The sequence below is a fragment of the Paenibacillus sp. JL3B1040 genome (assembly GCF_057063165.1).
The window spans coordinates 5,304,121-5,328,684 of record NZ_CM169317.1 but is presented as its reverse complement, the minus strand read 5'-3'; the positions used below and the strand labels follow the sequence as shown (position 1 = coordinate 5,328,684).

General features: G+C 57.3%; 21 protein-coding genes. 17 read left to right on the top strand and 4 right to left on the bottom strand.

What is annotated here, in order from left to right:
- The first annotated feature begins 173 nt into the window (after window positions 1-173).
- Window positions 174-1,010, top strand: coding sequence for a formate/nitrite transporter family protein (locus ACZF99_RS24410; RefSeq protein WP_483607473.1), 837 nt, complete (start codon window positions 174-176; stop codon window positions 1,008-1,010).
- Between the two features lie 281 nt (window positions 1,011-1,291).
- On the opposite strand, the gene ACZF99_RS24405 is transcribed toward ACZF99_RS24410, so the two are convergent.
- Window positions 1,292-2,260, bottom strand: a complete 969-nt coding sequence (locus ACZF99_RS24405) for a transposase (RefSeq protein ID WP_483607472.1) — start codon at window positions 2,258-2,260, stop codon at window positions 1,292-1,294.
- A 332-nt stretch (window positions 2,261-2,592) separates the two neighbouring features.
- Here ACZF99_RS24405 and ACZF99_RS24400 point away from each other — a divergent pair, with 332 nt between their 5' ends.
- The 4 genes from ACZF99_RS24400 to ACZF99_RS24385 all read left to right on the top strand — a co-directional run bounded on the left by ACZF99_RS24400 (window position 2,593) and on the right by ACZF99_RS24385 (window position 8,485).
- Window positions 2,593-4,662, top strand: a complete 2,070-nt coding sequence (locus ACZF99_RS24400; RefSeq protein WP_483607471.1) for a molybdopterin-containing oxidoreductase family protein — start codon at window positions 2,593-2,595, stop codon at window positions 4,660-4,662.
- A gap of 153 nt (window positions 4,663-4,815) precedes the next feature.
- Window positions 4,816-6,039 (top strand): MFS transporter, encoded by a 1,224-nt coding sequence (locus tag ACZF99_RS24395; protein ID WP_483607470.1) that lies wholly within the window; start codon window positions 4,816-4,818, stop codon window positions 6,037-6,039.
- 22 nt (window positions 6,040-6,061) lie between these two features.
- A complete protein-coding gene (locus tag ACZF99_RS24390; protein WP_483607469.1) occupies window positions 6,062-6,553 on the top strand; it encodes an N-acetyltransferase family protein in 492 nt (163 codons plus the stop codon).
- 183 nt (window positions 6,554-6,736) lie between these two features.
- The gene (locus tag ACZF99_RS24385; protein WP_483607468.1) at window positions 6,737-8,485 is read left to right on the top strand and encodes a glutamine--tRNA ligase/YqeY domain fusion protein; all 1,749 of its coding nucleotides are present in this window, start codon (window positions 6,737-6,739) and stop codon (window positions 8,483-8,485) included.
- A 71-nt stretch (window positions 8,486-8,556) separates the two neighbouring features.
- Here the strand turns inward: ACZF99_RS24385 and ACZF99_RS24380 are convergent, their stop codons facing one another.
- Together ACZF99_RS24380 and ACZF99_RS24375 are read right to left on the bottom strand one after the other, a co-directional pair.
- Entirely contained in the window at window positions 8,557-9,531 is a 975-nt protein-coding gene (locus tag ACZF99_RS24380; protein ID WP_483612946.1) for a LacI family DNA-binding transcriptional regulator, read from the bottom strand.
- 194 nt (window positions 9,532-9,725) lie between these two features.
- Entirely contained in the window at window positions 9,726-10,943 is a 1,218-nt protein-coding gene (locus ACZF99_RS24375) for an MFS transporter (RefSeq protein WP_483607467.1), read from the bottom strand.
- Window positions 10,944-11,076: 133 nt separating this feature from the next.
- Between ACZF99_RS24375 and mobA the strand changes: the two genes are divergently transcribed.
- Window positions 11,077-11,748: a molybdenum cofactor guanylyltransferase gene (gene mobA / locus ACZF99_RS24370; RefSeq protein WP_483607466.1), complete on the top strand. Its 672-nt coding sequence runs from the start codon at window positions 11,077-11,079 to the stop codon at window positions 11,746-11,748.
- Here the strand turns inward: mobA and moaA are convergent.
- A complete protein-coding gene (moaA, locus tag ACZF99_RS24365) occupies window positions 11,745-12,752 on the bottom strand; it encodes a GTP 3',8-cyclase MoaA (protein ID WP_483607465.1) in 1,008 nt (335 codons plus the stop codon). The two genes, mobA and moaA, sit on opposite strands and share 4 nt — an antisense overlap.
- A gap of 502 nt (window positions 12,753-13,254) precedes the next feature.
- Here moaA and ACZF99_RS24360 point away from each other — a divergent pair.
- The 11 genes from ACZF99_RS24360 (at window position 13,255) to prfA (ending at window position 24,550) form a co-directional block, all read left to right on the top strand.
- On the top strand, window positions 13,255-13,947 hold the full coding sequence (locus ACZF99_RS24360) for a TorD/DmsD family molecular chaperone (RefSeq protein ID WP_483607464.1): 693 nt from the start codon (window positions 13,255-13,257) through the stop codon (window positions 13,945-13,947).
- 194 nt (window positions 13,948-14,141) lie between these two features.
- Window positions 14,142-15,650 (top strand): cardiolipin synthase, encoded by a 1,509-nt coding sequence (cls, locus tag ACZF99_RS24355; protein ID WP_483607463.1) that lies wholly within the window; start codon window positions 14,142-14,144, stop codon window positions 15,648-15,650.
- Window positions 15,651-15,714: 64 nt separating this feature from the next.
- A complete protein-coding gene (fni, locus tag ACZF99_RS24350) occupies window positions 15,715-16,743 on the top strand; it encodes a type 2 isopentenyl-diphosphate Delta-isomerase (protein ID WP_483607462.1) in 1,029 nt (342 codons plus the stop codon).
- 664 nt (window positions 16,744-17,407) lie between these two features.
- A complete protein-coding gene (locus tag ACZF99_RS24345; RefSeq protein WP_483607461.1) occupies window positions 17,408-17,968 on the top strand; it encodes an ECF-type riboflavin transporter substrate-binding protein in 561 nt (186 codons plus the stop codon).
- A 15-nt stretch (window positions 17,969-17,983) separates the two neighbouring features.
- Window positions 17,984-19,720: an ABC transporter ATP-binding protein gene (locus ACZF99_RS24340; protein WP_483607460.1), complete on the top strand. Its 1,737-nt coding sequence runs from the start codon at window positions 17,984-17,986 to the stop codon at window positions 19,718-19,720.
- On the top strand, window positions 19,717-20,547 hold the full coding sequence (locus tag ACZF99_RS24335) for an energy-coupling factor transporter transmembrane component T family protein (RefSeq protein WP_483607459.1): 831 nt from the start codon (window positions 19,717-19,719) through the stop codon (window positions 20,545-20,547). The genes ACZF99_RS24340 and ACZF99_RS24335 overlap by 4 nt, the downstream gene beginning before the upstream one ends.
- Before the next feature lie 22 nt (window positions 20,548-20,569).
- Window positions 20,570-21,052, top strand: a complete 483-nt coding sequence (locus ACZF99_RS24330) for a GNAT family N-acetyltransferase (protein ID WP_483607458.1) — start codon at window positions 20,570-20,572, stop codon at window positions 21,050-21,052.
- A 79-nt stretch (window positions 21,053-21,131) separates the two neighbouring features.
- Complete coding sequence (gene ychF, locus ACZF99_RS24325) at window positions 21,132-22,232, top strand: redox-regulated ATPase YchF (RefSeq protein ID WP_483607457.1); 1,101 nt, start codon at window positions 21,132-21,134, stop codon at window positions 22,230-22,232.
- 250 nt (window positions 22,233-22,482) lie between these two features.
- Entirely contained in the window at window positions 22,483-22,827 is a 345-nt protein-coding gene (locus ACZF99_RS24320) for a TM2 domain-containing protein (RefSeq protein WP_483612944.1), read from the top strand.
- 2 nt (window positions 22,828-22,829) lie between these two features.
- Window positions 22,830-23,264: an NINE protein gene (locus ACZF99_RS24315; RefSeq protein WP_483607456.1), complete on the top strand. Its 435-nt coding sequence runs from the start codon at window positions 22,830-22,832 to the stop codon at window positions 23,262-23,264.
- 218 nt (window positions 23,265-23,482) lie between these two features.
- Window positions 23,483-24,550 carry a peptide chain release factor 1 gene (gene prfA / locus ACZF99_RS24310; protein ID WP_483607455.1) on the top strand — a complete coding sequence of 356 codons (1,068 nt, stop codon included), beginning with the start codon at window positions 23,483-23,485 and terminating at the stop codon, window positions 24,548-24,550.
- Window positions 24,551-24,564 lie beyond the last annotated feature (14 nt).

Sequence of the window (24,564 nt, the reverse complement as noted above, 5' to 3'; positions counted from 1 at the left end):
GATTAGCGAAAGCCGGTTCAATAGGGCAATATGCCTTCAAGGGACCGGCTTTTTTTGTTTTTCATTCACCTCGTGAAAACGCTAACGTGATCTTTGTTACTTATCCGGGCAAATCGGCACGCTACAATAGACACGGATCAACAAGTTAAGCTGCTTGTAAAGGAGACAGGATCATGGCTTACTATAAACCTGCGCAAATTGCCGAAGTGACCGTGGAAAATGGCATCAAAAAAGCGCATAATCCATTGCTGACCGTACTTATTCTCGGTTTTCTGGGCGGAGCTTTTATTGCGCTCGGTTTTCTGCTCGATATCCGCGTGATCAGCAGCGCTCCGGCGGAATGGGGCAGCATCGCTAACTTCATCGGCGCCGCGGTGTTCCCGATCGGGCTGATTCTCGTGCTGTTGGCAGGCGGGGAGCTCTTGACCGGCAATATGATGGCCGTGCCGCTGGCGCGGATGGCGGGGCGCATTTCCACCGCAGACATGTTCAAGAACCTCGTATTGATCACTTTGAGCAACTTCATCGGCGCTTTGTTCGTCGCTTACTTTTTTGGGCATGTCGTCGGCTTGACGGCCAGTGGCCCTTATCTCGAGAAGCTGGTCGATATGGCCGGCCACAAGCTGGATGACAGCTTCCTACAAGCATTCGTGTCCGGCATCGGCTGCAACTGGCTAGTTGCTTTGGCGGTGTGGCTCTCGTACGGCGCAGACAATATGAGCGGCAAAATCCTCGGCATCTGGTTCCCGACTATGGCCTTCGTCGCGATTGGCTTTCAACACGTGGTTGCCAACATGTTCCTGATTCCGGCGGCCATTTTCGAAGGATATTACTCCTGGGGCGAATATTTGAAGAACTTTGTGCCGGTTTGGCTTGGCAATTTGACCGGCGGTGCCATCTTCGTGGCCGCGGCGTATTGGACCGCCTATTTGAAGGACAAAGGACAGGACGGCGCATCGGCCACCAAGCATGCAACTTCAACGTCCGCATCGATGAGCAAAACGGTATAGTACGAAAATAACGATCGTCAATCTTAAACCGCTTCTCCGCATGGGGGGCGGTTGTTTTGTGTTGTTCGAGCGGGACGAGAGGGGGGGCGAAGGGGGATGTCTGGCCGCGCCTTTGCACCATTATCCCTTTTAATCAGCTAGCTGAGGAATCAAAAAGATAAATTTGTGGAAGAAAGTAGGTCGCGTTGAAACTGATAGGTCGACAGTGAAGCAGAGATGTTCAGATAAGCAGATCAGATAAGCAGATCAGATAAGCAGATAGGTGTAGTAGAGTAGCTCGATTAAGCAGCATCCGCAAGGGACAGACTCGGTTGGCGAGCGATCAAACGCCGGTAGGGGATCGCCGGAATCGTCATACATATCTGTAGCAATTTCTGCCTCATCGTTATGCCTGCTACTGGCAAGCGGCGCAACCGATGGCGTGCGGTGTACTCGTTCATATAAGCCTGCAGATGCTTCGACCCCAGGGCTCCATAGGTACGGGTCAATGATTCCCATGCCTCTCTCACTGCTTTCCGCAGAGGCAAATACAGCCGGAAGGCCAAAGGAAACGACTGCACCGCCGATGTGCGAACCTCCACCTGTTCGGTGATGAACGAAGCGAGTTCGCGACGGTTCGCCCTTTGCCCGTTTCCCCTTTTCTGCGGCAATAGGCGGATTTTGATGTGCTCAGGCTCGCCCGACTCTGTTACTGTGCAGCCAGCTACGACTGCCGAGGCATACCGATCTGAGGATGGACAACGAGTCGGATTTGTCCCATATTGATCGCAGTTCACCTTCACGTCTCCGCAGAGCAGCTCCCGGGCATCGAACTCCCCGACAGCATGGCGCATTTTCTGGAGCATCAACCAGGCGGTCTTGTAGGTGACCCGGATCACCTGGCACAGCCGCGTAGCCGAGATGCCATCGGGGAGCAGGAATAACTCCAGCGCATGAAACCACTTCAGAAGGGGCAAATGCGTTCCTTCAAAAATCGTTCCGACCAAAGGCGACGTTTGATGCCCGCAACTTTCGCATTCGAACAAGGGAATACGCCGGGAGGTCAGACGGCTGTACCGGGTGTGAGCGCATCGCGGGCAGACGAAGCCGGTAGGCCACTTCACGGAAATCAACGCATCCATGCAATCCTGCTCGCTGGTAAAACGACTAGGTTGAGGAATCGACTTCGTCTCCGTATTGATTGGCATCCCTGATGGCACCTCCCGAATATACGTTCGCTTTTCTTTATTATACAAAACATATGTTCTCATGTAAAGTCAAAAATTAGAATTTCTGCGACCTGAACGAACGGGATAATCATGCAAAGAGTGGGCAAGAGTGGGCAGAGGGTAGGTACAGGGTTACAAGGTGCATAGTGCATAGTGCAAAGTGCAAAGTGTAGAGAACAGAGAACAGAGAGCGGAGAGCAGGGTGCAGGGACTGGGGCACACCGCCACAATCGTCCCTTCCCCCCTCCCCCCTACTATCCCTGACTTCGAGCAGGGCCCGTCCAAGTCAGCAAGTCCGTAAGGAAATTCATAGCGGGGGTTTACGACGGGGATCGTTTTTCCTTACAATTAGCTACAGACAGGAGGGGTGGAACATGATCCATAAACCAGACGGGGTGTTTCCCGCGGTATGTCCGCTGGATTGTCCCGATACGTGCAGCTTGCTGCTCCATAAAGAGAACGGAAAAATCGTCAAGGTGACCGGCAACCCCGATCATCCGATTACGCAAGGCGCGATCTGCAACAAGGTCCGCAATATGGCGGAACGGGTCTACCATCCCGAACGGGTGCTGTACCCGATGAAGCGCGTCGGCGCCAAGGGCGAAGGCAAGTTCGAACGCATCTCTTGGGACGAAGCGCTTCAAGAGATCGCCGAACGCTACAAAGTGTTGATCCGCGAGCATGGGCCGGAGTCCATCCTGCCCTACAGCTTTTACGGCAATATGGGGAAATTGAGCGTCGACGGGATGGACCGGCGGTTCTTTAACCGGCTGGGCGCGACGCAGCTGCAGCAAGGCATCTGCAACTCCGCGGGCAACGCGGGGTGGAGATATACGATGGGGTTCGGCGGCGGGACGAGCCCGGAAGAAACGGTAAAGGCGAAGCTGATCCTCGTGTGGGGCGGCAACCTCGTCAGCACCAACATGCACCAGGTCGCCCTGATCGAGAAAGCGCGCAAGGCAGGCGCCCAGCTCGTCGTCATCGACGTGCACCGCAACCGCACCGGGCAGCGGGCCGACTGGTTCATCCCGCTGTATCCCGGCACGGACGGCGCACTGGCGCTCGGAATGATGCACGTGTTGTTCGAGCGCGGGCTCGTAAACGAAGCGTTCCTTAAGCGCTACACGGTGGGCCACGCCGAGCTGCGCGAGCACGTGAAGCCGTACACGCCGGAGCGCGTGGCCGCGATCACCGGCGTGCCGGCGGAGACAATCGTCAAGCTGGCCGTTCTGTACGGCGAAACCTCGCCCGCCTACATCCATATCGGCAACGGCTTGCAGCACCACGACAACGGCGGCATGACGGTCCGTACGATCAGCTGCCTGCCGGCGCTCACCGGCCAGTGGCTCGTACCGGGCGGCGGCGCCTTCAAATCCAACGGCGCTTATGGCAAAATGAACGCGACCGCGTTGGAGCGTCCCGACCTGCGGCCGAATCCGGGCGCGCGCACGGTGAGCATGAACCAGCTGGGGGATGTGCTGTTGACGCTGGATCCGCCGATCCATGCGCTGTACGTCTACTGCTCGAATCCGGCAGTCGTGGCTCCGGATACGGGCAAGGTGGAGCAGGGCCTTCTGCGGGAGGATCTGTTTACCGTCGTGCACGATCTGTTTCTGACGGACACGGCGAAATATGCCGACATCGTGCTGCCGGCGACGTCCTCTTTTGAAAATACGGACTTGTACAGTTCTTATTGGCATCATTATATCCAGCTTCAGGAGCCGGTGATCGCGCCCCGGGGCGAAAGCAAAAGCAATGTCGAAACGTTCAAGCTGCTGGCGGCGGCGATGGGCTTTGACGATGACGCGTTCCGCGACACGGAAGACGACATGATCCGGCAGGCCCTGGATTTCCGGCACAATCCTTACCTTGAGGGCGTGACGCTGGAGAAGCTGAAGGAAGAGCGGGCGGTGAAGCTGAACATGGGGCCGCAAAAAACGTGGCTCGACCGCCTACCGACCCCTTCGGGCAAAATCGAGCTGTATTCCGCGAAGCTGGAGCGGGCCGGCCTGCCGCCGCTGCCGACGTACGTGCCGCTGGCGGAAGGCTATGACGGCGAGCGCCGTCCCGGCAAGGATGCGCCGTATCCGCTGATGTTCGTATCGCCGCCGAATCACAGCTTCCTGAACTCGACGTTCGGCAATGTGGAGAAGCTGAAGGCGCTGGAGAAAAGCCCGCTGCTGCAAATGCACCCCGAGGACGCCGCGGCGCGCGGGATCGCGGACGGGGACGAAGTTACGGTGTGGAACGACCGAGGCCGCTACGACGTCAAGGCGTCCGTCACCGACAAAATGCTGCCGGGCACGGTTGTCAGCCAAGGGTTGTGGTGGCAGCAGGAGGGCGGGACGCGCGCGCGCGCGAATGCCTTAACGCCGGACCGTCTGGCCGATATGGGCGGCGGGGCGGTGTTCTTTTCCACCGTTGTCGATGTAAAGCGGCGATAGATGTACTTGCCTGACGTGCGCTTTTAAGCGATACTATTCTAATCTGGGCGTTGTACAAGCAAGTTTACCGTACCGAAGCGGTAGTAGGAGAGCCCCTGTCGGCTCTCCTTTTGTTGTACATCTGCGATGTCTTGCAGCAAAGGGGGAGAAAAAATGAGATGGCTGCAATCCTATCCGCGGGAAGTGAAGGTATTTCTGGTTGCAAGCTTGATCAGCTCGGCCGGGGGTTCGTTGATGTGGCCTTTGGTCACGATGTTCGTATTCAAGGTGCTGGGACGGACGGTGACGGACGCCGGTTTGGTAATTCTGGTCATGTCGGTCGGAGGGATCGCCGGCCAACTGCTGGGCGGGGCGTTATACCATCGGCTGGGCGTGAAGCGTTTGATCGTGGGCGGATTGGGCTTAAACGCGGTGTTCCTGCTTCTGCTGCCTTACGGTAGCGGCAACTGGCATCTGTTTATGCTGTTGATGCTGCTCGTCGGTTTTTTCAATGCGACGTCGATGCCGGCGATCCAGGCTTTCATCGGCTTCCGGTTCGCTGAGCGGCGCGGGGAGCTGTTTAATGTCATCTACGTGGCCAACAATATCGGCGTGGCGCTGGGGACGGCGATCAGCGGATTTTTGGCGCAGATTTCGTACGATCTCAGCTTTATTTTAAACGGATTGACTTCGGCCGCGTTTGCGTTATTTTTCTGGTTGTATTTGAACAAGGTTCAAAAAAATCAAGGCGAGCTGCAGGTGCAAAAACGCAAAAAATCCGTGGAAGGACAAAACCTCTGGCAGCTCTTGCGATGCTATCCCGTCTACCTGTTTATGGGCGTGGGGTCCTTTTTTCTCTGGCTCGGCAATTGTATTTGGAATAACGGCGTTTCGCCGTTTACGATATCCCAAGGGATGCCGGAGTGGAACTACAGCATTTTGTGGACGCTCAACGGCTTGTTGATTTTCGTGGGCCAACCGTTTATCTTGTGGGTAAAGCGGACGTTCGCTGGCTCCCCGCAAGCGCAGATGACGGCCAGCGCGTTGTTTTACATGCTCGGTTATGCGACGATCCTGGGCTTTCATACTTACCCGAGCATGGTTGCGGCGATGGTGCTGACCACCTTCGGGGAAATGTTGATTTCGCCGGCCATCCCGTCGTTCATTTCCGACCGGACGGGCAAAGCGGCGCCTTTCTACCTCGGATTGGTCGGCGGGATGGGCGCGGCGGGCCGCGTCGTCGGCCCGTACGCGATGGGCGTTCTGTTCGACTGGAACGGACTCGTTCCGGTGGCTTGGCTGGCGGTGGGCATCGCCATGCTGTCGATCCTCTCCTTCTTGGTGCACGCCGCCATGAACCGGGACGATCGTCCGCAACCTTCCAGCCTGGCGTCTTGAGGACACGTGAAGGGATGATACTATGAATCACCGTGACGTTTGGACGCGACTGTCGGAAATGCACGATGCGGCCGCGTTGATGGAAATCGATAATTTGGTTTGGGACCGCCGCAATACCCCTGGGGAGAAAATGGAGTGGAAATCGCGGGAGAAGTACTTGCAGAGCTGCCCGCCGGGCGAGCAGATCGTGGCCGGCATCGGCGAGGCGATATGCGGGTACGTTGGCTTTAAGCCGCCGACGCCGCTGCCGAGCAACGCCCACGTGCTCGAATTGAACATCGCCATCCATCCGGCATACCAGCGCTTGGGCATCGGGCGGACGCTGATGGACGCCCTGGTGCGACTGGCGGCCGAACGAGGCGTTCGCAAGCTGTCGCTGCGCGTGCTGTCCAGCAATCCCGGCGCCGTTGCCTTCTACGAAAGCTGCGGATTCGCGGAGCAGGGCCGCTTGGTCGAAGAGTTTTTGCTGGACGGAAATTATGTGGATGATATTTTAATGTGGCGAAAGGTTTAGTCCATAAAACACCGATAAAGAGCGGGGGCCCGGGCAAAGCTACACTTAAACCACACGTTCAAGGCCTTTTAAAGCATTGAACTATCGGTAAGATATCGGTATATTTAGAAGAAAATAAATCGGAGCTAGCACACAGTTAATTAAAGTGCGAGTTCAAAAAGTCAGGTTGAAAGGTTGATACCCGTGGAGAACAACTTTACCCCTCCCAACTTCATCAAAAACATCATTTCGGAAGATTTGAAATCCGGCAAAGTCAAAACCGTCATCACGCGGTTCCCTCCGGAACCGAACGGTTACCTCCATATCGGACACGCCAAAGCGATCTGGATCAACTTCGCGTTGGCGGACGAATTCGGCGGAAGGACCAACCTGCGGTTTGACGACACCAACCCGGTCAAGGAAGACGTGGAATATGTCAACTCGATCAAGGAAGACGTGAAGTGGCTGGGCTTCGAATGGGAAGAACTGCATTTTGCGTCGGATTATTTTGAGGAGATGTACAACCGCGCCGTGCTGCTGATCCAGAAAGGCAAAGCCTATGTCGACGATCTCAGCGCCGACCAAATCCGCGAGCTGCGCGGGACGTTAACCGAGCCGGGCAAAAACAGCCCGTACCGCGACCGTTCCATCCGGGAGAACCTCGACCTGTTCGAGCGGATGCGCGCCGGCGAATTTAAGGATGGAGAAAAGGTGCTGCGCGCCAAAATCGACATGGCTTCGCCGAACATCAACCTGCGCGACCCGGTCATTTACCGGATCGTGCATGCGTCGCATCACAACACCGGCGACAAGTGGTGCATCTATCCGATGTACACGTTCGCCCATCCGTTGGAGGACGCGATCGAAGGCGTGACCCATTCGCTGTGCTCGACCGAGTTCGAGGATCAACGTCCGTTCTACGACTGGACGATCGCCGAGACGGAAATGCCAAACGTATCGCATCAATACGAATTCGGCCGGCTGAACCTGACGCAGACGGTGACCAGCAAGCGCAAGCTGAAGAAGCTGGTGGACGAAGGCATCGTCGACGGTTGGGACGATCCGCGCATGCCGACGATTTCCGGATTGCGCCGCCGCGGGTATACGCCGGAGGCGATCAAGGCGTTCATTTATGAAACGGGGATTTCCAAAAATTTCGGTTCCATCGATCCGAAAATGCTCGAGCACTTCATCCGCGAGGACTTGAAAATGAAAGCTCCGCGCACGATGGCCGTGCTGGACCCGCTGAAGGTCGTCATCACCAACTATCCTGAAGGGCAAGTGGAATGGCTCGAGGCGGAAAACAACAGCGAAAACCCGGAAATGGGCAGCCGTCAAATCCCGTTCTCGCGCGAGATTTACATCGAACGCGACGATTTCATGGAGAATCCGCCAAGCAAGTATTTCCGGCTGTTCCCGGGGAACGAAGTCCGTCTGAAAAATGCCTACTTCGTGAAATGCAATGACGTCATCAAGGATGCGGAAGGCAACGTGGTGGAGATCCACTGCACGTACGATCCGGAGACGAAAAGCGGAACCGGCTTCACCGGCCGCAAAGTCAAAGGCACGATCCACTGGGTGGAGGCGACTCAAGCGGTGCCGGCCGAATTCCGGCTGTACGAGCCGCTGATCTTGGAAGAGGAAGCGGAAGAGACGGCCGGTGTAGCGCTGGAGGAGGCGGCCGAAGGTTTGGTGGACGAAACGCTAACCGAGGCAGGGGACGCCGCTGCGGAAACCGCCGAGGAGAAAACGTTCCTCGACCTCATTAATCCGAATTCGCTGACGATCGCCCGCGGCTTTGTGGAGCCGAACATGAAGGATGCGAAGCCGCAGGATAAATTCCAATTTTTCCGGCACGGGTATTTCAACGTCGACCCGAAATATTCGCTGGCGGGCCAGCCGGTGTTCAACCGGATCGTTTCGTTGAAAAGCTCGTTCCAATTGCCGAAATAAGGCGAGGAAAGCACTTGAGTCAAAGGGAGCCCGGCCATTGGCCGGGCTCCTTGGCGTCGTTGCGCCTTGCTTCACACCGTGTCTCGCTCAATCAGCCGGAAGCCGAGCTCCTCGGAGACGGCGGTGCCGCCGGCGGCGATTTGCGCGTGGATGATGGAGAATGCCCGCGCCCCGATCTCCGACAGCCGGTTATCAATCGTCGTGATGCCGAGCAAGCCGGAGATCGGCTGGTTATCGAAGCCGATGACGGCGAAATCGCCCGGCACCTCCAGACCGCGGCGGCGCGCGGCGAGAATGAACCCGGCGGCCACCTGGTCGCCGGTGATCAGCAAGGCGTCGGGCCGCTCATCCATGGCCAGGAGCCGATCCACCAGCGCCGCGCCGTCCTCCAAGTCGAAGCAGCCGTCCAGCACCCACTCTTCGCGGGCTTGTCCGCCCAGGGCCGCGAGCGAGTCGAAATACGCCTGCCGGCGGCTGAGGCTGCTGGGGCTGTTGCGGCGGCTGATCGTGTAGCCGATGCGTCGTCGCCCTTGCTCCCAAAGATAGCGGATCGCGGTTTGAAAGCTGGCGTAATGGTCGATATATACCGAGGAGAGGCAACCCCCGCTTGCGGGTTCGCACAACGCGATCGGCCCGTAGCCGGCGTAGGATTCGACTTCGCTTAGCGAAAGCGCCCGCGAGCAGATGATCAGCCCGTCCATTTGCTTGTTGCGCAGCATCTCCAGCACTTTCCGTTCCACGTTCGGGCGGTAGTCCGTCTGGCAAAGCATCAACTGGTAGTTGCGTTTCAACGCTTCCTGCGCCATGCCCTCCATGATCCGGGCGAAATAGTAATGGTTGATGTTCGGCAGGACCACGCCGACGGTTTGCGTGATGCCTTTGATCAAATGGACGGCGTTCATGTTCCGCGAATAATTGAGCCGCCGAATCGCCTCCTCGACCGCGGTCCGTTTGGCCGCGCTGACATAAGGGTGGTTATTCAGGACGCGAGACACCGTGGTAACCGAGACGCCGGCGGCTTCAGCGATCTGCTTAATGTTCGGCAAGGCATACAGCTCCTTCCCCATAAGAGGTCGAGAAAATAGCTTGCTATGGAATGCATTTCATATTTTACACTGGAGATGCAGCAAAGAAAACAATGCCCTCAACCGGCGTTACCTCGCAAAGAGTACGAGGGCGTTACGGCGTCAGGCATTGTTTTCTTTCGTATTGCGGCGTATTGCGGCGAAGCCGACCCTGCTTACAGCTCATCATGGTCGAGCCTCGGCGCATATCCATGTTGGCGGACCCGATACCAGATGGCGGCGAATCCGAGCGCTCCGATCAGCGTCAAGGCGACGCCGGACCGATACAGAACGACCGAGCCGAAATTTTGGAAGATCCAGCCGCCCCAAACCCCCGCGATTACGCCGGCGAGGCCGCTTGCCGCAAACGTATACACCGCTTGTCCTGCCGACCTCAGCGGCCGCGGAAGCAGAAGGGTGATCAGCCTCGTGCCGACGTAGAAGAATCCGCCGAACGTCACGGAATGCAGCAGTTGGATCAACAGGATTTGCACTGGATGCGTCGCTTCGGACATCAGATTCCAGCGGATCGCAAACAGCACGCTGACAATGGCGATGCAAGCGAGCAAATAGGACAATTTTCGCTTCAAAAACCGATCCAGCAGGATAAACGCCAACAATTCAAAAGCTGTCGACAAGAACACGGCACCGCCGACCTCCAGCCGCGATCCGCCTAGGTCGGTCATGAACAGCGGCATAAAGATGCCGTTTATCGCGTTCGGAATCGCCACCAACATGCTGAATGTCACAAAGGCGAGCAAGTATTTGTTCTGCAGGGCCCGCCGCAGCTCCAGGCCTTTCAGCCAAGGCGTCTGAGACGCTTGGCGGATGGAGGGGAGCAGAAGGGTAGAGCCGATCGCCAGCATCAACGTGACGCTGAACAGCAGCGAAATCCCGTAATGGCCAATCGCGTTGATAATCGGTCCGGCGGCCAGCGCGATGAAGGTCCAGCCGAGCGAGCCCCATATGCGGTAGGTGCCGAACTGGTTCTCCGTTCCCGCGGTATAGCCGAGAATCAGAGTGTTGCTGTGCGAGAGCAGCGGACTTAGGAAAAAATAAAGCAGTATCATCGTCAGGTACAGCATCGAAAAGGTGTTGACCTTAAACATCAGATGGCCCATGATAAGTAATCCCAGCATCATGACCAACAGGATGGCGCGCGGATTTTGCTTCTGGTCGCCCAGGTATCTCCAGAACGGGTGAGCCAGCAGCGAGATCAACGGCCCAATGGCCATCAAGCTGCCGATCTCCAGCTTGTCCATGCCGATGTCCTGCAAATATAATTGAAAAAAGGCGGCGAAAATGACCATGGTTCCGTAAATGAAAAAATTAAGCAGCCCTAGCGGCAACAACGAAAAGGACGAATGTTGTCTTTTGTCCTGCAAACGCGCCATTCCTTTCTGTCCGGGTCCCAAGTGGTCACAATGAGAAGCTTGTGACTATGATCCCAATGTAACATACAGGTGAAAGGGGATACAAACCAAGTTTTATTGAATTTACCATAATTTATGCATTGGAGGAGAACTGATGAACACGACGGCCATCATTTTAGCCGGAGGACGATCAAGCCGAATGGGCAGCGATAAGGCGCTTCTCGAGCTTGGCGGGCTGACGGTGCTGGAAAGGCTGGTCCGGGAGCTGGAGCCGGTGGCTTCGCGAATCGTGATTGCGGCGGGCGACCAAACGGCATACGACCGGTTCGGCAAAGAAGTCGTCACCGACCGCTTCCCGGGGGCCGGTCCGCTGGCCGGCCTGCACGCCGGGCTGGAAAGCTCGGCGACGTGCTGGAACCTCGCGGTAGCTTGCGACACGCCGTTTGCGAATCGCGGCTTGTTCCGCGCTTTGCTGGAGCGGGCGGAGGCAGCGGAAGCCCGGGCGGCGCGCTCGGCGGGCGGCGCGGCGGACGACCCGGCAAGCTTCGCTGCGGCGGAGGCGATCCTGGCCCGCACGGAGGGGCGGGCGCATCCGCTGCTGGCGGCCTACCGGCGCAGCGTGCTGCCGAGCCTCGAAGCCCGGCTGCAGGAGGGACGTCTTAAAATGACGGCCTGGACGGAAACGCTGCGGGCCGAATATCTCGAAGGGGAGGCCCTCGCGTTAGCGTCGGGCCTCCCCCTGGAGTGGTGCGCGTTTAATATGAACAAGCCGGAGGATTACGACCAGGCCCGGATGCTGCTGGAGTCGGGCGGCCTGACGGACTAGCCGCCGATTTGCGACATCCGGCGGCTCGTCGGCGTATGGCTTTGCTGCTTATGCTCCAGCGCCAACGCCATTTCGTGATTCTTCGGCTTGGCCCCAAGCGCCTTCAGGAACAGGGAGCGGATGCCCTCGCGGTCGCCGGCTGCGGCATAGGGCCGCACATGCAGCTCATCCGACCAATACAAGCAGGCTTTGATGTGTCCATCGGCGGTCAGGCGCAGCCGGTTGCAGTTGTCGCAGAAATGGTCGCTGACCGGATGGATCAATCCGAACGTTCCGGCCGCGCCGACGATGCGGCGGCTCTCGGCAGGACCGTTGCCGCGCGGACCGTCGACGTCTTCCATTTCCCAGCCCGCTTCCCGGCAAACGTCATCCACGGCCGTCAGGGGCAAGTAGGTTTTGCGCCAGGACTCGCTGGCACTGCCGATTGGCATGTATTCGATAAAGCGCACATGCAGCGGCCGGTCCGTCGTTAACGCGAGAAAATCGCGGATTTCGTCCTCATTGATTCCTTTCATCAGCACCACGTTCAGCTTGATCGGTTCGAAGCCGACTTCAACGGCAGCTTGAATGCCTTCCAGCACTTTCTCCACCTCGCCGCCGCGGGTAATCATAGCGAAGCGGTCCTGGCGAAGAGAATCCAGGCTGATGTTCACCCGTTTTAATCCCGCCTGTTTCAGCAGCTTCGCTTTTTTGGCCAAAAACATGCCGTTCGTAGTTAACGCGATATCTTCAATGCCCGGAATGCCGGAAAGCATGGCAACAAGTTGTTCCAAATCCTTGCGCACCAGCGGTTCGCCGCCGGTTAGCCGGATTTTGCGGAGGCCCATCGGAGCAAGAGCCGATACCGTCTCGGCAATTTCTTCATAGCTCATGATTTCCTCATGCGGCTGAAAAACCATTCCCTCGGCGGGCATGCAGTAGACGCAACGCAAATTGCACCGGTCGGTGACCGAAATGCGCAGGTAATCGTGCTTTCGCCCGAAAGGGTCAAGCAACTGCTCCATGTATATGCCTCCTTTCATCCCCTAAGTGCTTCAAATTTTATATATATTCTAACGGGTCGTCAATGCGTTGACACACACTGTTCAAGTATATTCTGTGGCGGGCGATGATACAATGAAACTATAGGAAAGTGTAAAAAAGATCACATTGAAGCGCTTACATTATAAGGTATAATGCTAGTAAGCAATACGTGATCCCCCTTAATCATGTGTCGGTATATGCATTCGAGATGATTTCCGACATTTTTAAGGAAGTCATCTTTTTTTCTTAGGATCGGAAGAGGGCTTTTGAACAACCACTTCAATAAAGGTTCAAAAAGTCAGGTTTTGAGCACCGAGAAGGTTGGATGAAGCTAGGGAGTGAGTAGCGGAGCGTAGCTGGAGGCTACGTGAGCAACGGAAGGACCGGCTGAATTCAAGATTCGATGTCGATTCTCTTTCTTCGCAATAACCTCGTGATCGGAAGATGACTTTTTGAATAACCTATATAGGGAGATGAATTCGGATGGCAATGCTGTTCAAACCTTTGGTCTACACGCAGGAGCAGGTTCAGTGGTTGGAAACTCGCGGAATGGTTTATCAATTGTTGATGGACTTTCTGAGCCGTCCGCCGCGGATGTCCTTGATCGCTCAGTGGCGCCGCAAGGTCGAACAGAACCCGAAGGCGGCGGTCAGCAAGGGCGGCCGAAGGCTGAAAGCCTATTTGGAGAGCATCCCGGAAGAGGAGTTTCGCAGCGTCTGCCATCAAGAAGCCAGGGAATATGAGCGTCTGTTTTCGGGCCGAGAGGCGATCATTCCGTCCTGCGAGAGTGTATTCCGCGGCAGCAGGGAAGGTTCCGGCGTACTGGATTGCAGCGCCGAAGTCCGCAAGGTGTACATGGAGAATGCGGTTGTGTTCAATAAATTAACCGGGGAGCAAGACGACCATATCGCGCTGGAGCTGGAATTTATGGCGGTGTTGGCTGAAGGGATGCTGGCCAAAGCCAGCCTGCAGCAAAGCTGCTTGGCGCTGGCGGACGCGCAGATCCGCTTCCTGGAATCGCATTTGCTGAAGTGGGCGCAGCCGTTTGCCAAAGAGCTGCTGCAAGCGACGAACAGCCCGCTCTTTACCGGATTGGCCGAAATGATGGATGAATTTCTGGCTAACGATTTGCAACAGCTTCGCGCCTGGCGCGAAAGCCAACGGCCGGAGAGCTAATCATACGCGTAAAAGAACCTCTACCTCCGCAGTAACGCGGGGTGAGGTCTTTTTTTTGCGTTTGAGTCCGTTACAATGTCTAACACTTACCGCTGGGCTTAAGCGAGTACATTTTTCCCGCTCCCCAGTAGGAAGAATGCGCACGTTCATGTAGAATATAAGCAAGCATCATTTAGACAAAAAGGAGTACAACGATGAGACGGGGACTTCAAATCATTTTCATCGCCGCGGTTTTATTTGCTTTCTATTATTTCGGATTTGGCGTCTTCGGTAAATTCGGGGGTACGCTCGTTAGTATTTTCCAAACGCTCACCGTCATTACGATCGGCTTGGCCATCTTTATGGAGAACCGCAATCCATCCAGCACGGTGGCCTGGATCATCGTGCTTGCCTTGCTGCCGGTCGTTGGGCTTGTGCTCTATTTCCTGCTGGGCCAAAATTATTTCAAACGGCGCAAATTCGACAAGAAGGCGGAACAGGACCGTCTCAGCTACGAGCGGATCGACCGCAGCGGCCATCCGCTTCCCCGTGATTTGTCGCAGTTCAGTCCCGGGCAGCAGCGATTGCTGCATCTGTCGCAGCGGCTGGCCCGCACGCCATATTCGATGGCGACCCGCACAATGGTGCTGACCAACGGCGAAGAGACGTTCTCTACCTTGCTGCGCGAGCTCAAGAAAGCCGAACACCATATACATATGGAGTACTACATTTACCGCGCCGACGACATCGGACGCGAAATCCAGAAGACGCTGATTGCCAAGGCGCGGGCCGGCGTCGAGGTTCGCTTCATGTTCGACGCGGTCGGCAGCATCGGGCTGCCTAAATCGTTCATCAGCGAACTGCGGGAGGCCGGAGTCAAAGTAGGCATCTTCGGCGAGGTCCGCTTCCTGGCCTTGTCGAGCCGGGTCAATTACCGCAACCACCGCAAAATCGTCGTCATTGACGGCAATACTGGATTTATCGGCGGGCTTAACGTCGGTGACGAATATTTGAGCCGGAGTAAAACGTACGGCTTCTGGCGCGATACCCATATGCTCGTCAAGGGCGAAGCGGTCCGGTCGCTGCAGATTATTTTCCTGCAGGACTGGCAGTATGTGACCGGGGAGAAGATCATGGACCTGGCGTACCTGTCGCCCGAGCTCGAACAGGGCTGCAGCGGAGCGGTGCAGATCGTGCCCAGCGGCCCGGACAATGAGAGCCGGACGCTGAAAAATATCTTTTTTGCGATGATCACCTCGGCGAAGAAATCGGTGTGGCTGGCGACGCCGTATTTTATCCCGGACGAGGATATCTTGACGGCGCTGCGGGTGGCGGCCTTATCGGGGATCGATGTGCGCATCCTGTTCCCGGCCAAGCCGGATAAATGGCTGCCGTTCCTGGCGTCCCATTCCTATTTTCCGTCGCTGCTGGAGGTGGGGGCGAAAATCTACGAATACGAGAAGGGCTTCCTGCATTCCAAGCTGCTGATCGCGGACGGAGAGGTGGCGACCGTCGGTACGGCCAACATGGACATGCGCAGCTTCCATTTGAATTTCGAAGTGAACGCATTGTTGGTCCAAAGCGACAGCGTCGCCAAAGTGGTGGAAAATTTCGAACGCGATCTGTTGTCGGCGAAGCTGATCGACAAACATGCGTTTATGCACAAGAAAATCCCGGTGCGCCTGGCGGAATCCGCGGCCCGGCTGTTATCTCCGCTGCTGTAGCGGAGGCGGGAAGAGGGGCGATGGGCCGCCCCGGTTTATTTTTCGATAAAGGAGGGCGTACGGTATGGAACCGACATCGGAACGCAAAACCGAGCATATTCGCCTCTGTCTGGAGGAGCAAGTGAACGCGGAGGGGATCCGCAACGGGTTCGAAAAATACCGCTTCCGCCATAACGCGCTGCCGGAGCTGGATTTCGGCGAAGTCAGCCTGAAAACGGCGTTTCTCGGCGCCTCGCTGCGCACGCCGCTGCTGATCAGCTCGATGACCGGTGGCAGCCGGTTGGCCGGCGAGATCAATACGCGTCTCGCCGAAGCGGCGGAGCGGCGCGGCTGGTCCATGGGCGTCGGTTCGGTCCGGGCCGCTGTGGAGCGCGATGAGTTGGCGCCTACGTTCGCCGTGCGGCGGTTCGCGCCGTCCATCCCGATCATCGCCAATTTGGGCGCGGTGCAGTTGAATTACGGCTACGGCCCGGAGGATTGCAAGCGGGCGGTGGAGATCGCCGGAGCGGACATGCTCGTGCTGCATTTGAACAGCCTGCAGGAGGTGTTCCAGCCGGAGGGGGATACGAACTTCGGCGGGCTGCTTCGGCGGATCGAGGAGGTCTGCCGGGAGCTCCCGATTCCGGTTGGCGTAAAGGAAGTCGGCTGGGGAATCGACGGCGCTACGGCGAGACGGCTGCGCGAAGCCGGCGTGGCTTTCATCGACGTCGCCGGCGCCGGCGGCACCTCGTGGAGCCAGGTCGAGAAGTTCCGCGGCAGCGATCCCGTGCGCCGCGCGGCGGCGGAAGCATTCGCGGATTGGGGGATCCCCACCGCCGAATGCATCCGCGAAGTGCGGGCGGCGTTGCCGGACGCCGCCCTGATCGGCAGCGGGGGCCTGAACACCGGCGTGGACGCCGCCAAAGCGCTGGCGCTTGGCGCGGACCTGGCCGGGTTCGGCCGGGCGCTGCTGGAACCGGCGGTGCATTCGGAGGAGCGGCTGGACGCGCTGCTGGAGCGCGTTGAGCTGGAGCTCCGCACCGCCATGTTCGGCATCGGCGCCGGCAGCGTTCCGGCGCTGCGGAACACGCCGCGGCTTGTGCGCCGCGAGTAGCGCGGCAACGCGGCAACTGCGCGGCAGCTCGTCCGGCTGCGACAACCCGCCTCGGCTACGCCAACCCGTCTCGGCTGCGCCAACCCGTCTCGGCCGTGCCAACCGCCGCGGCCGTGCCAACCGGTCTCGGCCGCAGCCAGAGCGAGCCGGCGCCGGCCGTTTGCGTTGTCTTATTTTGCCGCGCTTTGCACGATTATCCCGTTCGCTCAGGCTTGGGGCCGGTGAAGCGGATAGGCTAAAATTTCTAAGGATAGTAGCTTTCTAAGGATAGTGGCTGTGGACAGTAGGATAAGTTAAAGATAGTAGCCAGGGGCAATGGATAAGTTAAGGATAGTGTAGATAAACTGTCGATAGTAGATAAACTGTCGATGGTAGATATACTGCGGATAGTAGATAAGCTCCGGATAGTAAATAAGCGAGGGAGAACGGGTCATTGAAACGGTTCTTTTCATCACTTCCTGGCTACCTGATTAATAGGGATAATCATGCAAAGCGGTTGAGAAAAGAGGGGCGGCCGTCTTAAATCCTACCAAATTCGTAAGAATTTCGTTGCAATCGGACGGAATCCCGATTATATTGAAGGTGAACACCGGTTCGCCCGGATACATATCGGCGGCAAGCCTTGCATGATGATGGAGGTTGGCCCATCGAGGGGGAGTTGGAAATGAAACCTTCCTTATGGAAGTGGAGCACAAGGACGGTGGTGACCATCGGGATTGGGGCTGCCCTGTATGGCGCGACCAGTTGGATCGGCATTCCGATTGCGCCGGATACGCAACTGCGTCCGGCCATTGCCCTGCTGGCGATACTTGGTGCATTGTTCGGGCCGATCGTCGGCTTTATTGCCGGCTTCATCGGACATATCATCAACGATCTGATTACGAGCGGCACCGTCTGGTGGGGGTGGGCGCTGGGCTCGGGCATCACCGCAGCTTTTATGGGCCTGATTTATTTGGCGAAGGACTTCAACGCCCAGGAAGGGCGGATGAAGAAAAGCCATGTCGTCTGGTTCGTCGCGTACGGCGTCGTGGGGATTTTCGTTTCGCTGGCGTTTTCCGGGTTCTTCGATATCCTCGTGATGGGCGAGCCGAACGACAAAATCGCGATCCAGGTCATTTCCGCGGGGCTGGCGAATCTCGCCGTGTTTCTCATTCTGGGACTGCCGGCGGTGCTGGCTTACGTGAAGCGTAACCGCAACAACTCGAATTTAAGCGTGGACAGATAGGAGCTAACTGAAAAGATGCAGGCAGCCATAACTTTCCGACAGTTCAGTTTCCGTTACAAAAACCAGAGCGAGCCTACGCTAAAGAACATCCATCTGGAGATCGCGCACGGGGAGAAAATATGGATCGCCGGGCCCAGCGGCTCCGGCAAATCGACATTAGCCCATTGTATCAATGGGCTAATTCCCTTTTCGTACGGCGGCGAAATGTCCGGACAGTTCTTGCTGGACGGCCGGGACGCCACGGGGCTGGCGATCTTCGAACGCAGCCGTCGGATCGGGACGATCCTGCAAAATCCGGACGCCCAGTTCGTCGGCCAGACGGTTGGGGAGGATGTCGCCTTCCAACTGGAAAATGAAGCGGCTCCGGAGCCCGAGATGAAAGCGGCGGTCTCCTCCGCGCTGGATTTGGTCGGGATGCGGGAATACGAGGCGCAGGGTCCGCATGCGCTGTCCGGCGGGCAAAAGCAGCGTGTGGCGCTAGCCGGCGTGTTGTCCACGAAGGCGGATATTTTGTTGTTCGACGAGCCGCTTGCCAACTTGGACCCGGCCAGCGGTGCCAAAGCGATGCGGCTGATCGACGAAATCCACCGCAGCCAAGGGAAAACGGTCATCCTCATCGAGCATCGGGTCGAGGACGTCCTGCTGGAGCATATCGACCGCGTCGTCGTGATGAACGAGGGGGAGATCGCCGCGATCGGCACGCCGGACGAGCTGCTCGCGGCGGGGATCCTTCCCCGCTATGGCTTGCGCCAGCCGCTGTACCTGGAGGCGCTGAGCCATGCGGGACTGCCGCTGTCCGGGTTCACCGGCTTGACTGGCCCGGAGAGCGTCAAGCCGAAGGAAGACACCGGTTCGCCGGGATTCAGCGAACCGCAGCTGCGGCAACGGCTGGAGGCCTGGGCAGCCTCCGTTCCGCCAGCCGCACGGGATAGCGCCGGCGAGCCGCTGCTTGAACTGCGGGGCGTATCCTTCGCTTACGAGCCGGGCAAGAACGCGGTCGCGGATGTCACTCTGACCGTCCGCTCGGGCGAAACCGTTGCATTGCTCGGCAGCAACGGGGCCGGGAAATCGACGCTGTCGGGACTGATCACCGGCCTCTTTAAGCCTAGTACGGGCGAGATTCGCCTGCGCGGCGAGGTGATCAACGGCTGGTCGATCCGCCGTCGAGGCGAAGAGATCGGATACGTGATGCAGCATCCCCATCACATGTTGACCCAGCATATGGTGCGGGACGAGATCCGCATCGGCCTGGCGGCGCGCGGCGTGCCCGAGTCCGAGCGGGAGCGGCGCACGGAAGAAGCGCTGCGGATATGCGGCCTGCATCCGTACCGTAACTGGCCGGTCTCCGCGCTCAGCTTCGGGCAGAAGAAACGGCTGAGCATCGCGGCTATCCTGGCGCTGCAGCCGAAGCTGATGATCTTGGATGAGCCGACGGCGGGACAGGATTACCGACATTATACCGAATTCATGGAATTTATCGACCGGCTTGCTTCGGAGGGCATGGCGTTCCTGTTCATCACGCACGACATGCATTTGGCGCTGGAATATGCGGACCGCGCGGCGGTGATGGCGGAAGGACGGATGATCGCAGCGGATCAGGTCGCCCGGATTCTTGCGGACGGAGAAATTACCGCCCGGGCCAATCTGCGGGAGACGAGCTTGGCGCGATTCGCCCGAGCCCGAGGACTGGCCGATCCATCGCGGTTCGTCGAAGCTTTTATCGCCGCGGAGAAGAAGGTGAAACAAGGATGAGCCAAACGAGCGGATTGTACGTTGCCGGAGATTCTTATTTTCATCGGATGGATGGTGCGGTCAAGCTGATCCTGCTGCTGACTTGGACGGTCGTCACCTTCCTGTTTATGGATTTGCGCGTGTTCGCCGTCATGCTGGCCGGCGGGGTTTCGCTGCTGCTGCTGGCCCGGATCCCGTTTCGCAAAATGGCGCTGCTGTTCTGGGCGCTCACGGTCTTTACCGTGGTCAACAGCGTCTTTATCCTGTTAATCACGCCCCGTTTCGGCACGACGTTGACCGGAAGCGACACGCCGCTGATCCCGCTCGGATACGATACCGTTAATACGGAGACGTTGTTTTACGTGTTGACGCTGTCGCTCAAATACCTGACGCTGCTGCCGATTACGCTGCTGTTCATTTTTACGACGCATCCCAGCCGTTTTGCCGCCAGCTTGAATAAACTGGGCTTGCCTTACAAGCTGGCCTATGCCGTCAGCATCGCGTTTCGCTACATTCCGGATCTGACGAAGGAATTCCGCACGATCCTCAACGCGCTGCAAATGCGCGGTATGGGCATCTCCCGCGGCGATGGCACCCTGCTTCAGCGGGCGCGGAATCTGACGCAGGCGGTTGTCCCGCTGCTGCAGTCCTCGCTGCAGCACATTGAATCGGTCTCGGATGCCATGGATTTGCGCGGTTTCGGCACGAAACCGCGGCGGACCTGGTATATGGGCAACGTCATGACGAGCGGCGATAAGCTGATCGCGCTGCTGTGCGGCGTTCTGCTGATTGCCGGTATTTGGCTGAAGCGCAGCTTGTTTCAGGGCTTCTGGTATCCGTTTGAATAGACGCTAAATAGGGAGGATACATATGGTGCAATTGGTCCCAATGACGAAAGCGGAATATCGGACGTTTCGCGACCGCTCGGTTCGCGAATACGCGGAGGAGAAGGTCGCCGCCGGCACGTGGAAGCCGGAGGACGCTCCGGCGCTCTCCGAAGCGGCGTTCCGGCGCTTTCTCCCGGACGATCTGGACACGGAGGGAGCCTATCTGTTCAGCGTTCAGGAGAACGATCGGCGCGCCCCCGTCGGCCATCTTTGGTTTAATGTGATGGAGCAGGAAAAGGGCCCCGTTGCGTTTATTCTGGATATTCTGGTCTACGACGAGTTCCAGGGCAAGGGCTACGGCCGGGCGGCGATGACCGCCCTGGAGGAGAAAGTGCGCGAATTGGGGCTGAATACGATCGGCCTCCACGTGTTTGGCCATAACCAGCGGGCTTACCGGCTGTATCAAAAAATGGGATACACGGTCACGGACATCCAGATGAGCAAAACCTTGGGGGATCGCGGCTAAACCTTGAAATATTTCCGGCGTATCGTTACTATGGTTGAAGGAAGCTGAGCAATTACACGAATGAGGAGTTGTCAATAATATGGCTTTGAAAGCAGGCATTGTGGGTTTGCCGAACGTGGGAAAATCCACATTGTTTAACGCGATAACCCAGGCGGGGGCCGAATCCGCCAACTATCCGTTTTGCACGATCGATCCGAACGTCGGCGTGGTGGAAGTGCCCGACGAGCGGCTCGACAAACTGACCGAGCTGGTTGTCCCGAACCGCACCGTGCCGACCGCATTCGAGTTCGTCGATATCGCCGGTTTGGTGCGCGGAGCGAGCAAAGGCGAGGGACTCGGCAACAAGTTTCTGGCCCATATCCGCGAGGTGGATGCGATCGTTCACGTGGTCCGCTGCTTCGAGGATGAGAATATCACACATGTCGACGGTAAGATCAACCCGATCAGCGATATCCAAACGATCAACCTCGAGCTGATCCTGGCCGACGCGGAAAGCGTGGAGAAAAGGATCGAGCGCTCCAAGAAAAACATGAAGGGCGGCAATAAGCAATACGCCCAGGAAGTCGAGGTTCTGGAACGGATCAAGGAGGCGCTCTATAACGACCAGCCGGCGCGCAGCGTGGAACTGGCCGATGAAGAAAAGCTGATTGTGCGCGACCTGCACCTGTTGACTTTGAAGCCGGTGCTGTATGCCGCCAACGTTAGCGAAGACGGCGTGGCCGATGCCGACAGCAATCCGTACGTACAGCAGGTGAAGGAGTTCGCCGCGGCCGAGGGCGCCGAAGTGGTGCCGATCAGCGCCAAAGTGGAAGCGGAGATCGCGGAGCTGGAAGGCGAAGACAAAGCGATGTTCTTGGAGGAGCTCGGCTTGAGCGCTTCCGGCTTGGATCGTCTGATTCAGGCGGCATACCGGCTGCTTGGGTTGTATACGTACTTTACGGCCGGGGTGCAGGAGGTCCGCGCTTGGACGATCCGCAAAGGGACGAAAGCGCCGCAAGCGGCCGGCGTGATCCACTCCGACTTCGAGCGCGGCTTCATCCGCGCGGAAGTGGTCTCTTACGACGACCTCGTCGCCGCCGGCTCGATGAACGCGGCCCGCGAACGCGGCCAACTGCGCCTGGAAGGCAAAGATTACGTCGTCCAGGATGGCGATGTCATGCATTTCCGCTTTAATGTGTAATCGAATCCGATATCGGCGGTGAGTCGCTGCCCCATAAATCGCGGAACCTCCCGCGAATTTTGGGGCAGTTTGATTTATTTTTTGTATTTTTTTACATATGGATTGAGCGTATAAATAGGGGAAGTCCTGCATAGCTTGATATAGAAAGATTTATAGTTGGGAAAAATTTGCATTGTTTTCATAGAATCCAGTTTGTATACTTATCTCAAGTTTCATCATTTTTTGTATCAAGGGGGAGTTATTTTTGAGTATGGATTATGCAATGTCCCGGAAGTCGCAACTCGATACCCGGGAGCTGATGCTGCTGGAATCCGAGGTAAAAAATCAGGGGAAGAATATGGTGGTCGCCTACATCCTGTGGTATTTCCTTGGACTCTTTGGCGGACATCGCTTCTACATGGGGCGCACGGGAACGGCGGTAACCCAATTGATTTTGTCGATCACGGTTATCGGGTTGATCGCGACGTGCATCTGGTGGATCGTAGATGCGTTTCTGGTACATACGTGGGTGAAGCAGTACAACGCCGAGATCGAAAACCGCATTATCGACCGGATTTTCCTTGACCGCGGCAGATCTGCGGAGTTTCCGATTTAAGCATGCTAACGAAAAGCGATCTGACCACGAATGAGCTGCTGCTCCTGAATTCGGAAATGAATAAGCGGGAGAAGTCGCTTGGTCTTGCTTACCTGATGCTGCTGGCCGGCCATTTGGGCGTGCACCGCTTCTACCTGAAGCGGGTGGCCAGCGGGGTCGTGCAGTTGGTGTTGTTTGTTCTGACGATCGGGCTTTATTTTGCGTTTGCCATTGCGGCAGGGATCGAAAGCGTGGATTCGCCCGAGACGGCCTATTCGCTGCTGCTGCTCATTCCGGTTATTCTGTTCGGATTGGCGCTTACCGTCTGGGTCATCGTCGATGCTTGCTTGCTGCCCGGCATGGTCCGGGACTGGAACGCCAAGCTGGAGCAGTCGCTGATTGAACAAATCGCAGCCCTTCGCCCGCCAGCGGGTACCGGGATCCGAGTTCACGAATGATGCCTGACGAGCAGGCGTATCTGACAATCGCAAAGCCGCGAATTTCGACGATGTTGTTGAAATTCGCGGCTTTTGTTTAAAATGCGGTCCGTACGGGTTGGCTAGCCGTTTCGAACGTTCTGTGGTATAATAAAAAGTCGTTTATCCCTGAAATACTAAGCCTGCGGATGAGCGGCTTTTTTTAAGATAATGCGATCGATGAAGAGAGGTGACATCCCTTGTTGGACCGACTACAATCCCTGGCCGACCGTTATGAGAAGCTGAGCGAGCTGCTCTGCGATCCGGACGTGGCGAACGATGCCAAACGACTGCGGGATTACTCCAAAGAACAATCGGATTTACAGCCGGCATATGAGGCGTACACCGAATATAAGAATGTTGTCGAAGAGTTGGAAGCGGCAAAAGCGATGCAAGCCGATAAGCTGGATGATGAAATGCGCGAAATGGTAAAGCTGGAAATCGAGGAACTGAGCGTCCGCCAGCAGGAACTGGAAGAGAAAATTCGCGTGTTGCTGCTGCCGAAGGATCCGAACGACGATAAAAACGTGATCGTGGAAATCCGCGGCGCGGCCGGAGGGGACGAAGCGGCGTTGTTTGCCGCCGATTTGTACCGGATGTATACGCGGTATGCCGATTCCCAAGGCTGGCGCGTCGATGTGATGGACATGAACGAAAGCGACCTGGGCGGTTTCAAAGAGGTCATCTTTATGATTAACGGACGGGGCGCCTACAGCAAGCTGAAATACGAGAGCGGTGCGCATCGCGTGCAGCGCATTCCGGCGACGGAATCCGGCGGACGGATTCACACGTCCACCTCGACGGTGGCGGTGCTGCCGGAAGTCGAAGACGTGGATATCGAAATTTTGGATAAGGACATTCGCGTCGACACGTTCTGCTCGAGCGGGGCGGGCGGCCAATCGGTCAACACGACGAAATCCGCCGTGCGGGTGACGCATATCCCGACCGGCATCGTGGCGACTTGCCAGGACGGCAAATCGCAGAACTCGAACAAAGAGAAGGCGCTGCAGGTGTTGCGCGCCCGGATCTACGACATGAAGCGGCAGGAAGAAGAAGCGAAATACGCCGGTGAACGGAAGAGCAAAGTCGGCACCGGGGACCGCAGCGAGCGGATCCGAACCTATAACTTTCCGCAGAGCCGGGTGACCGACCACCGCATCGGTCTGACTCTGCACAAGCTGGACCAAGTCATGAACGGCGAGATCGAAGAGATCGTATCGGCGCTGACGATTGCCGAGCAAGCCGAATTGATGGAAAAAGGAGAATAACGTTTTGCACAGCG

What these genes read in the sequence shown, in the direction of transcription:
- ACZF99_RS24410 (WP_483607473.1), top strand. Translation starts at nt 174, where the DNA reads ATGGCTTACTATAAACCTGCGCAAATTGCCGAAGTGACCGTGGAAAAT.
- ACZF99_RS24405 (WP_483607472.1), bottom strand. Translation starts at nt 2,260, where the DNA reads ATGAGAACATATGTTTTGTATAATAAAGAAAAGCGAACGTATATTCGG.
- ACZF99_RS24400 (WP_483607471.1), top strand. Translation starts at nt 2,593, where the DNA reads ATGATCCATAAACCAGACGGGGTGTTTCCCGCGGTATGTCCGCTGGAT.
- ACZF99_RS24395 (WP_483607470.1), top strand. Translation starts at nt 4,816, where the DNA reads ATGAGATGGCTGCAATCCTATCCGCGGGAAGTGAAGGTATTTCTGGTT.
- ACZF99_RS24390 (WP_483607469.1), top strand. Translation starts at nt 6,062, where the DNA reads ATGAATCACCGTGACGTTTGGACGCGACTGTCGGAAATGCACGATGCG.
- ACZF99_RS24375 (WP_483607467.1), bottom strand. Translation starts at nt 10,943, where the DNA reads ATGGCGCGTTTGCAGGACAAAAGACAACATTCGTCCTTTTCGTTGTTG.
- mobA (WP_483607466.1), top strand. Translation starts at nt 11,077, where the DNA reads ATGAACACGACGGCCATCATTTTAGCCGGAGGACGATCAAGCCGAATG.
- moaA (WP_483607465.1), bottom strand. Translation starts at nt 12,752, where the DNA reads ATGGAGCAGTTGCTTGACCCTTTCGGGCGAAAGCACGATTACCTGCGC.
- ACZF99_RS24360 (WP_483607464.1), top strand. Translation starts at nt 13,255, where the DNA reads ATGGCAATGCTGTTCAAACCTTTGGTCTACACGCAGGAGCAGGTTCAG.
- cls (WP_483607463.1), top strand. Translation starts at nt 14,142, where the DNA reads ATGAGACGGGGACTTCAAATCATTTTCATCGCCGCGGTTTTATTTGCT.
- fni (WP_483607462.1), top strand. Translation starts at nt 15,715, where the DNA reads ATGGAACCGACATCGGAACGCAAAACCGAGCATATTCGCCTCTGTCTG.
- ACZF99_RS24345 (WP_483607461.1), top strand. Translation starts at nt 17,408, where the DNA reads ATGAAACCTTCCTTATGGAAGTGGAGCACAAGGACGGTGGTGACCATC.
- ACZF99_RS24340 (WP_483607460.1), top strand. Translation starts at nt 17,984, where the DNA reads ATGCAGGCAGCCATAACTTTCCGACAGTTCAGTTTCCGTTACAAAAAC.
- ACZF99_RS24335 (WP_483607459.1), top strand. Translation starts at nt 19,717, where the DNA reads ATGAGCCAAACGAGCGGATTGTACGTTGCCGGAGATTCTTATTTTCAT.
- ACZF99_RS24330 (WP_483607458.1), top strand. Translation starts at nt 20,570, where the DNA reads ATGGTGCAATTGGTCCCAATGACGAAAGCGGAATATCGGACGTTTCGC.
- ychF (WP_483607457.1), top strand. Translation starts at nt 21,132, where the DNA reads ATGGCTTTGAAAGCAGGCATTGTGGGTTTGCCGAACGTGGGAAAATCC.
- ACZF99_RS24320 (WP_483612944.1), top strand. Translation starts at nt 22,483, where the DNA reads ATGGATTATGCAATGTCCCGGAAGTCGCAACTCGATACCCGGGAGCTG.
- ACZF99_RS24315 (WP_483607456.1), top strand. Translation starts at nt 22,830, where the DNA reads ATGCTAACGAAAAGCGATCTGACCACGAATGAGCTGCTGCTCCTGAAT.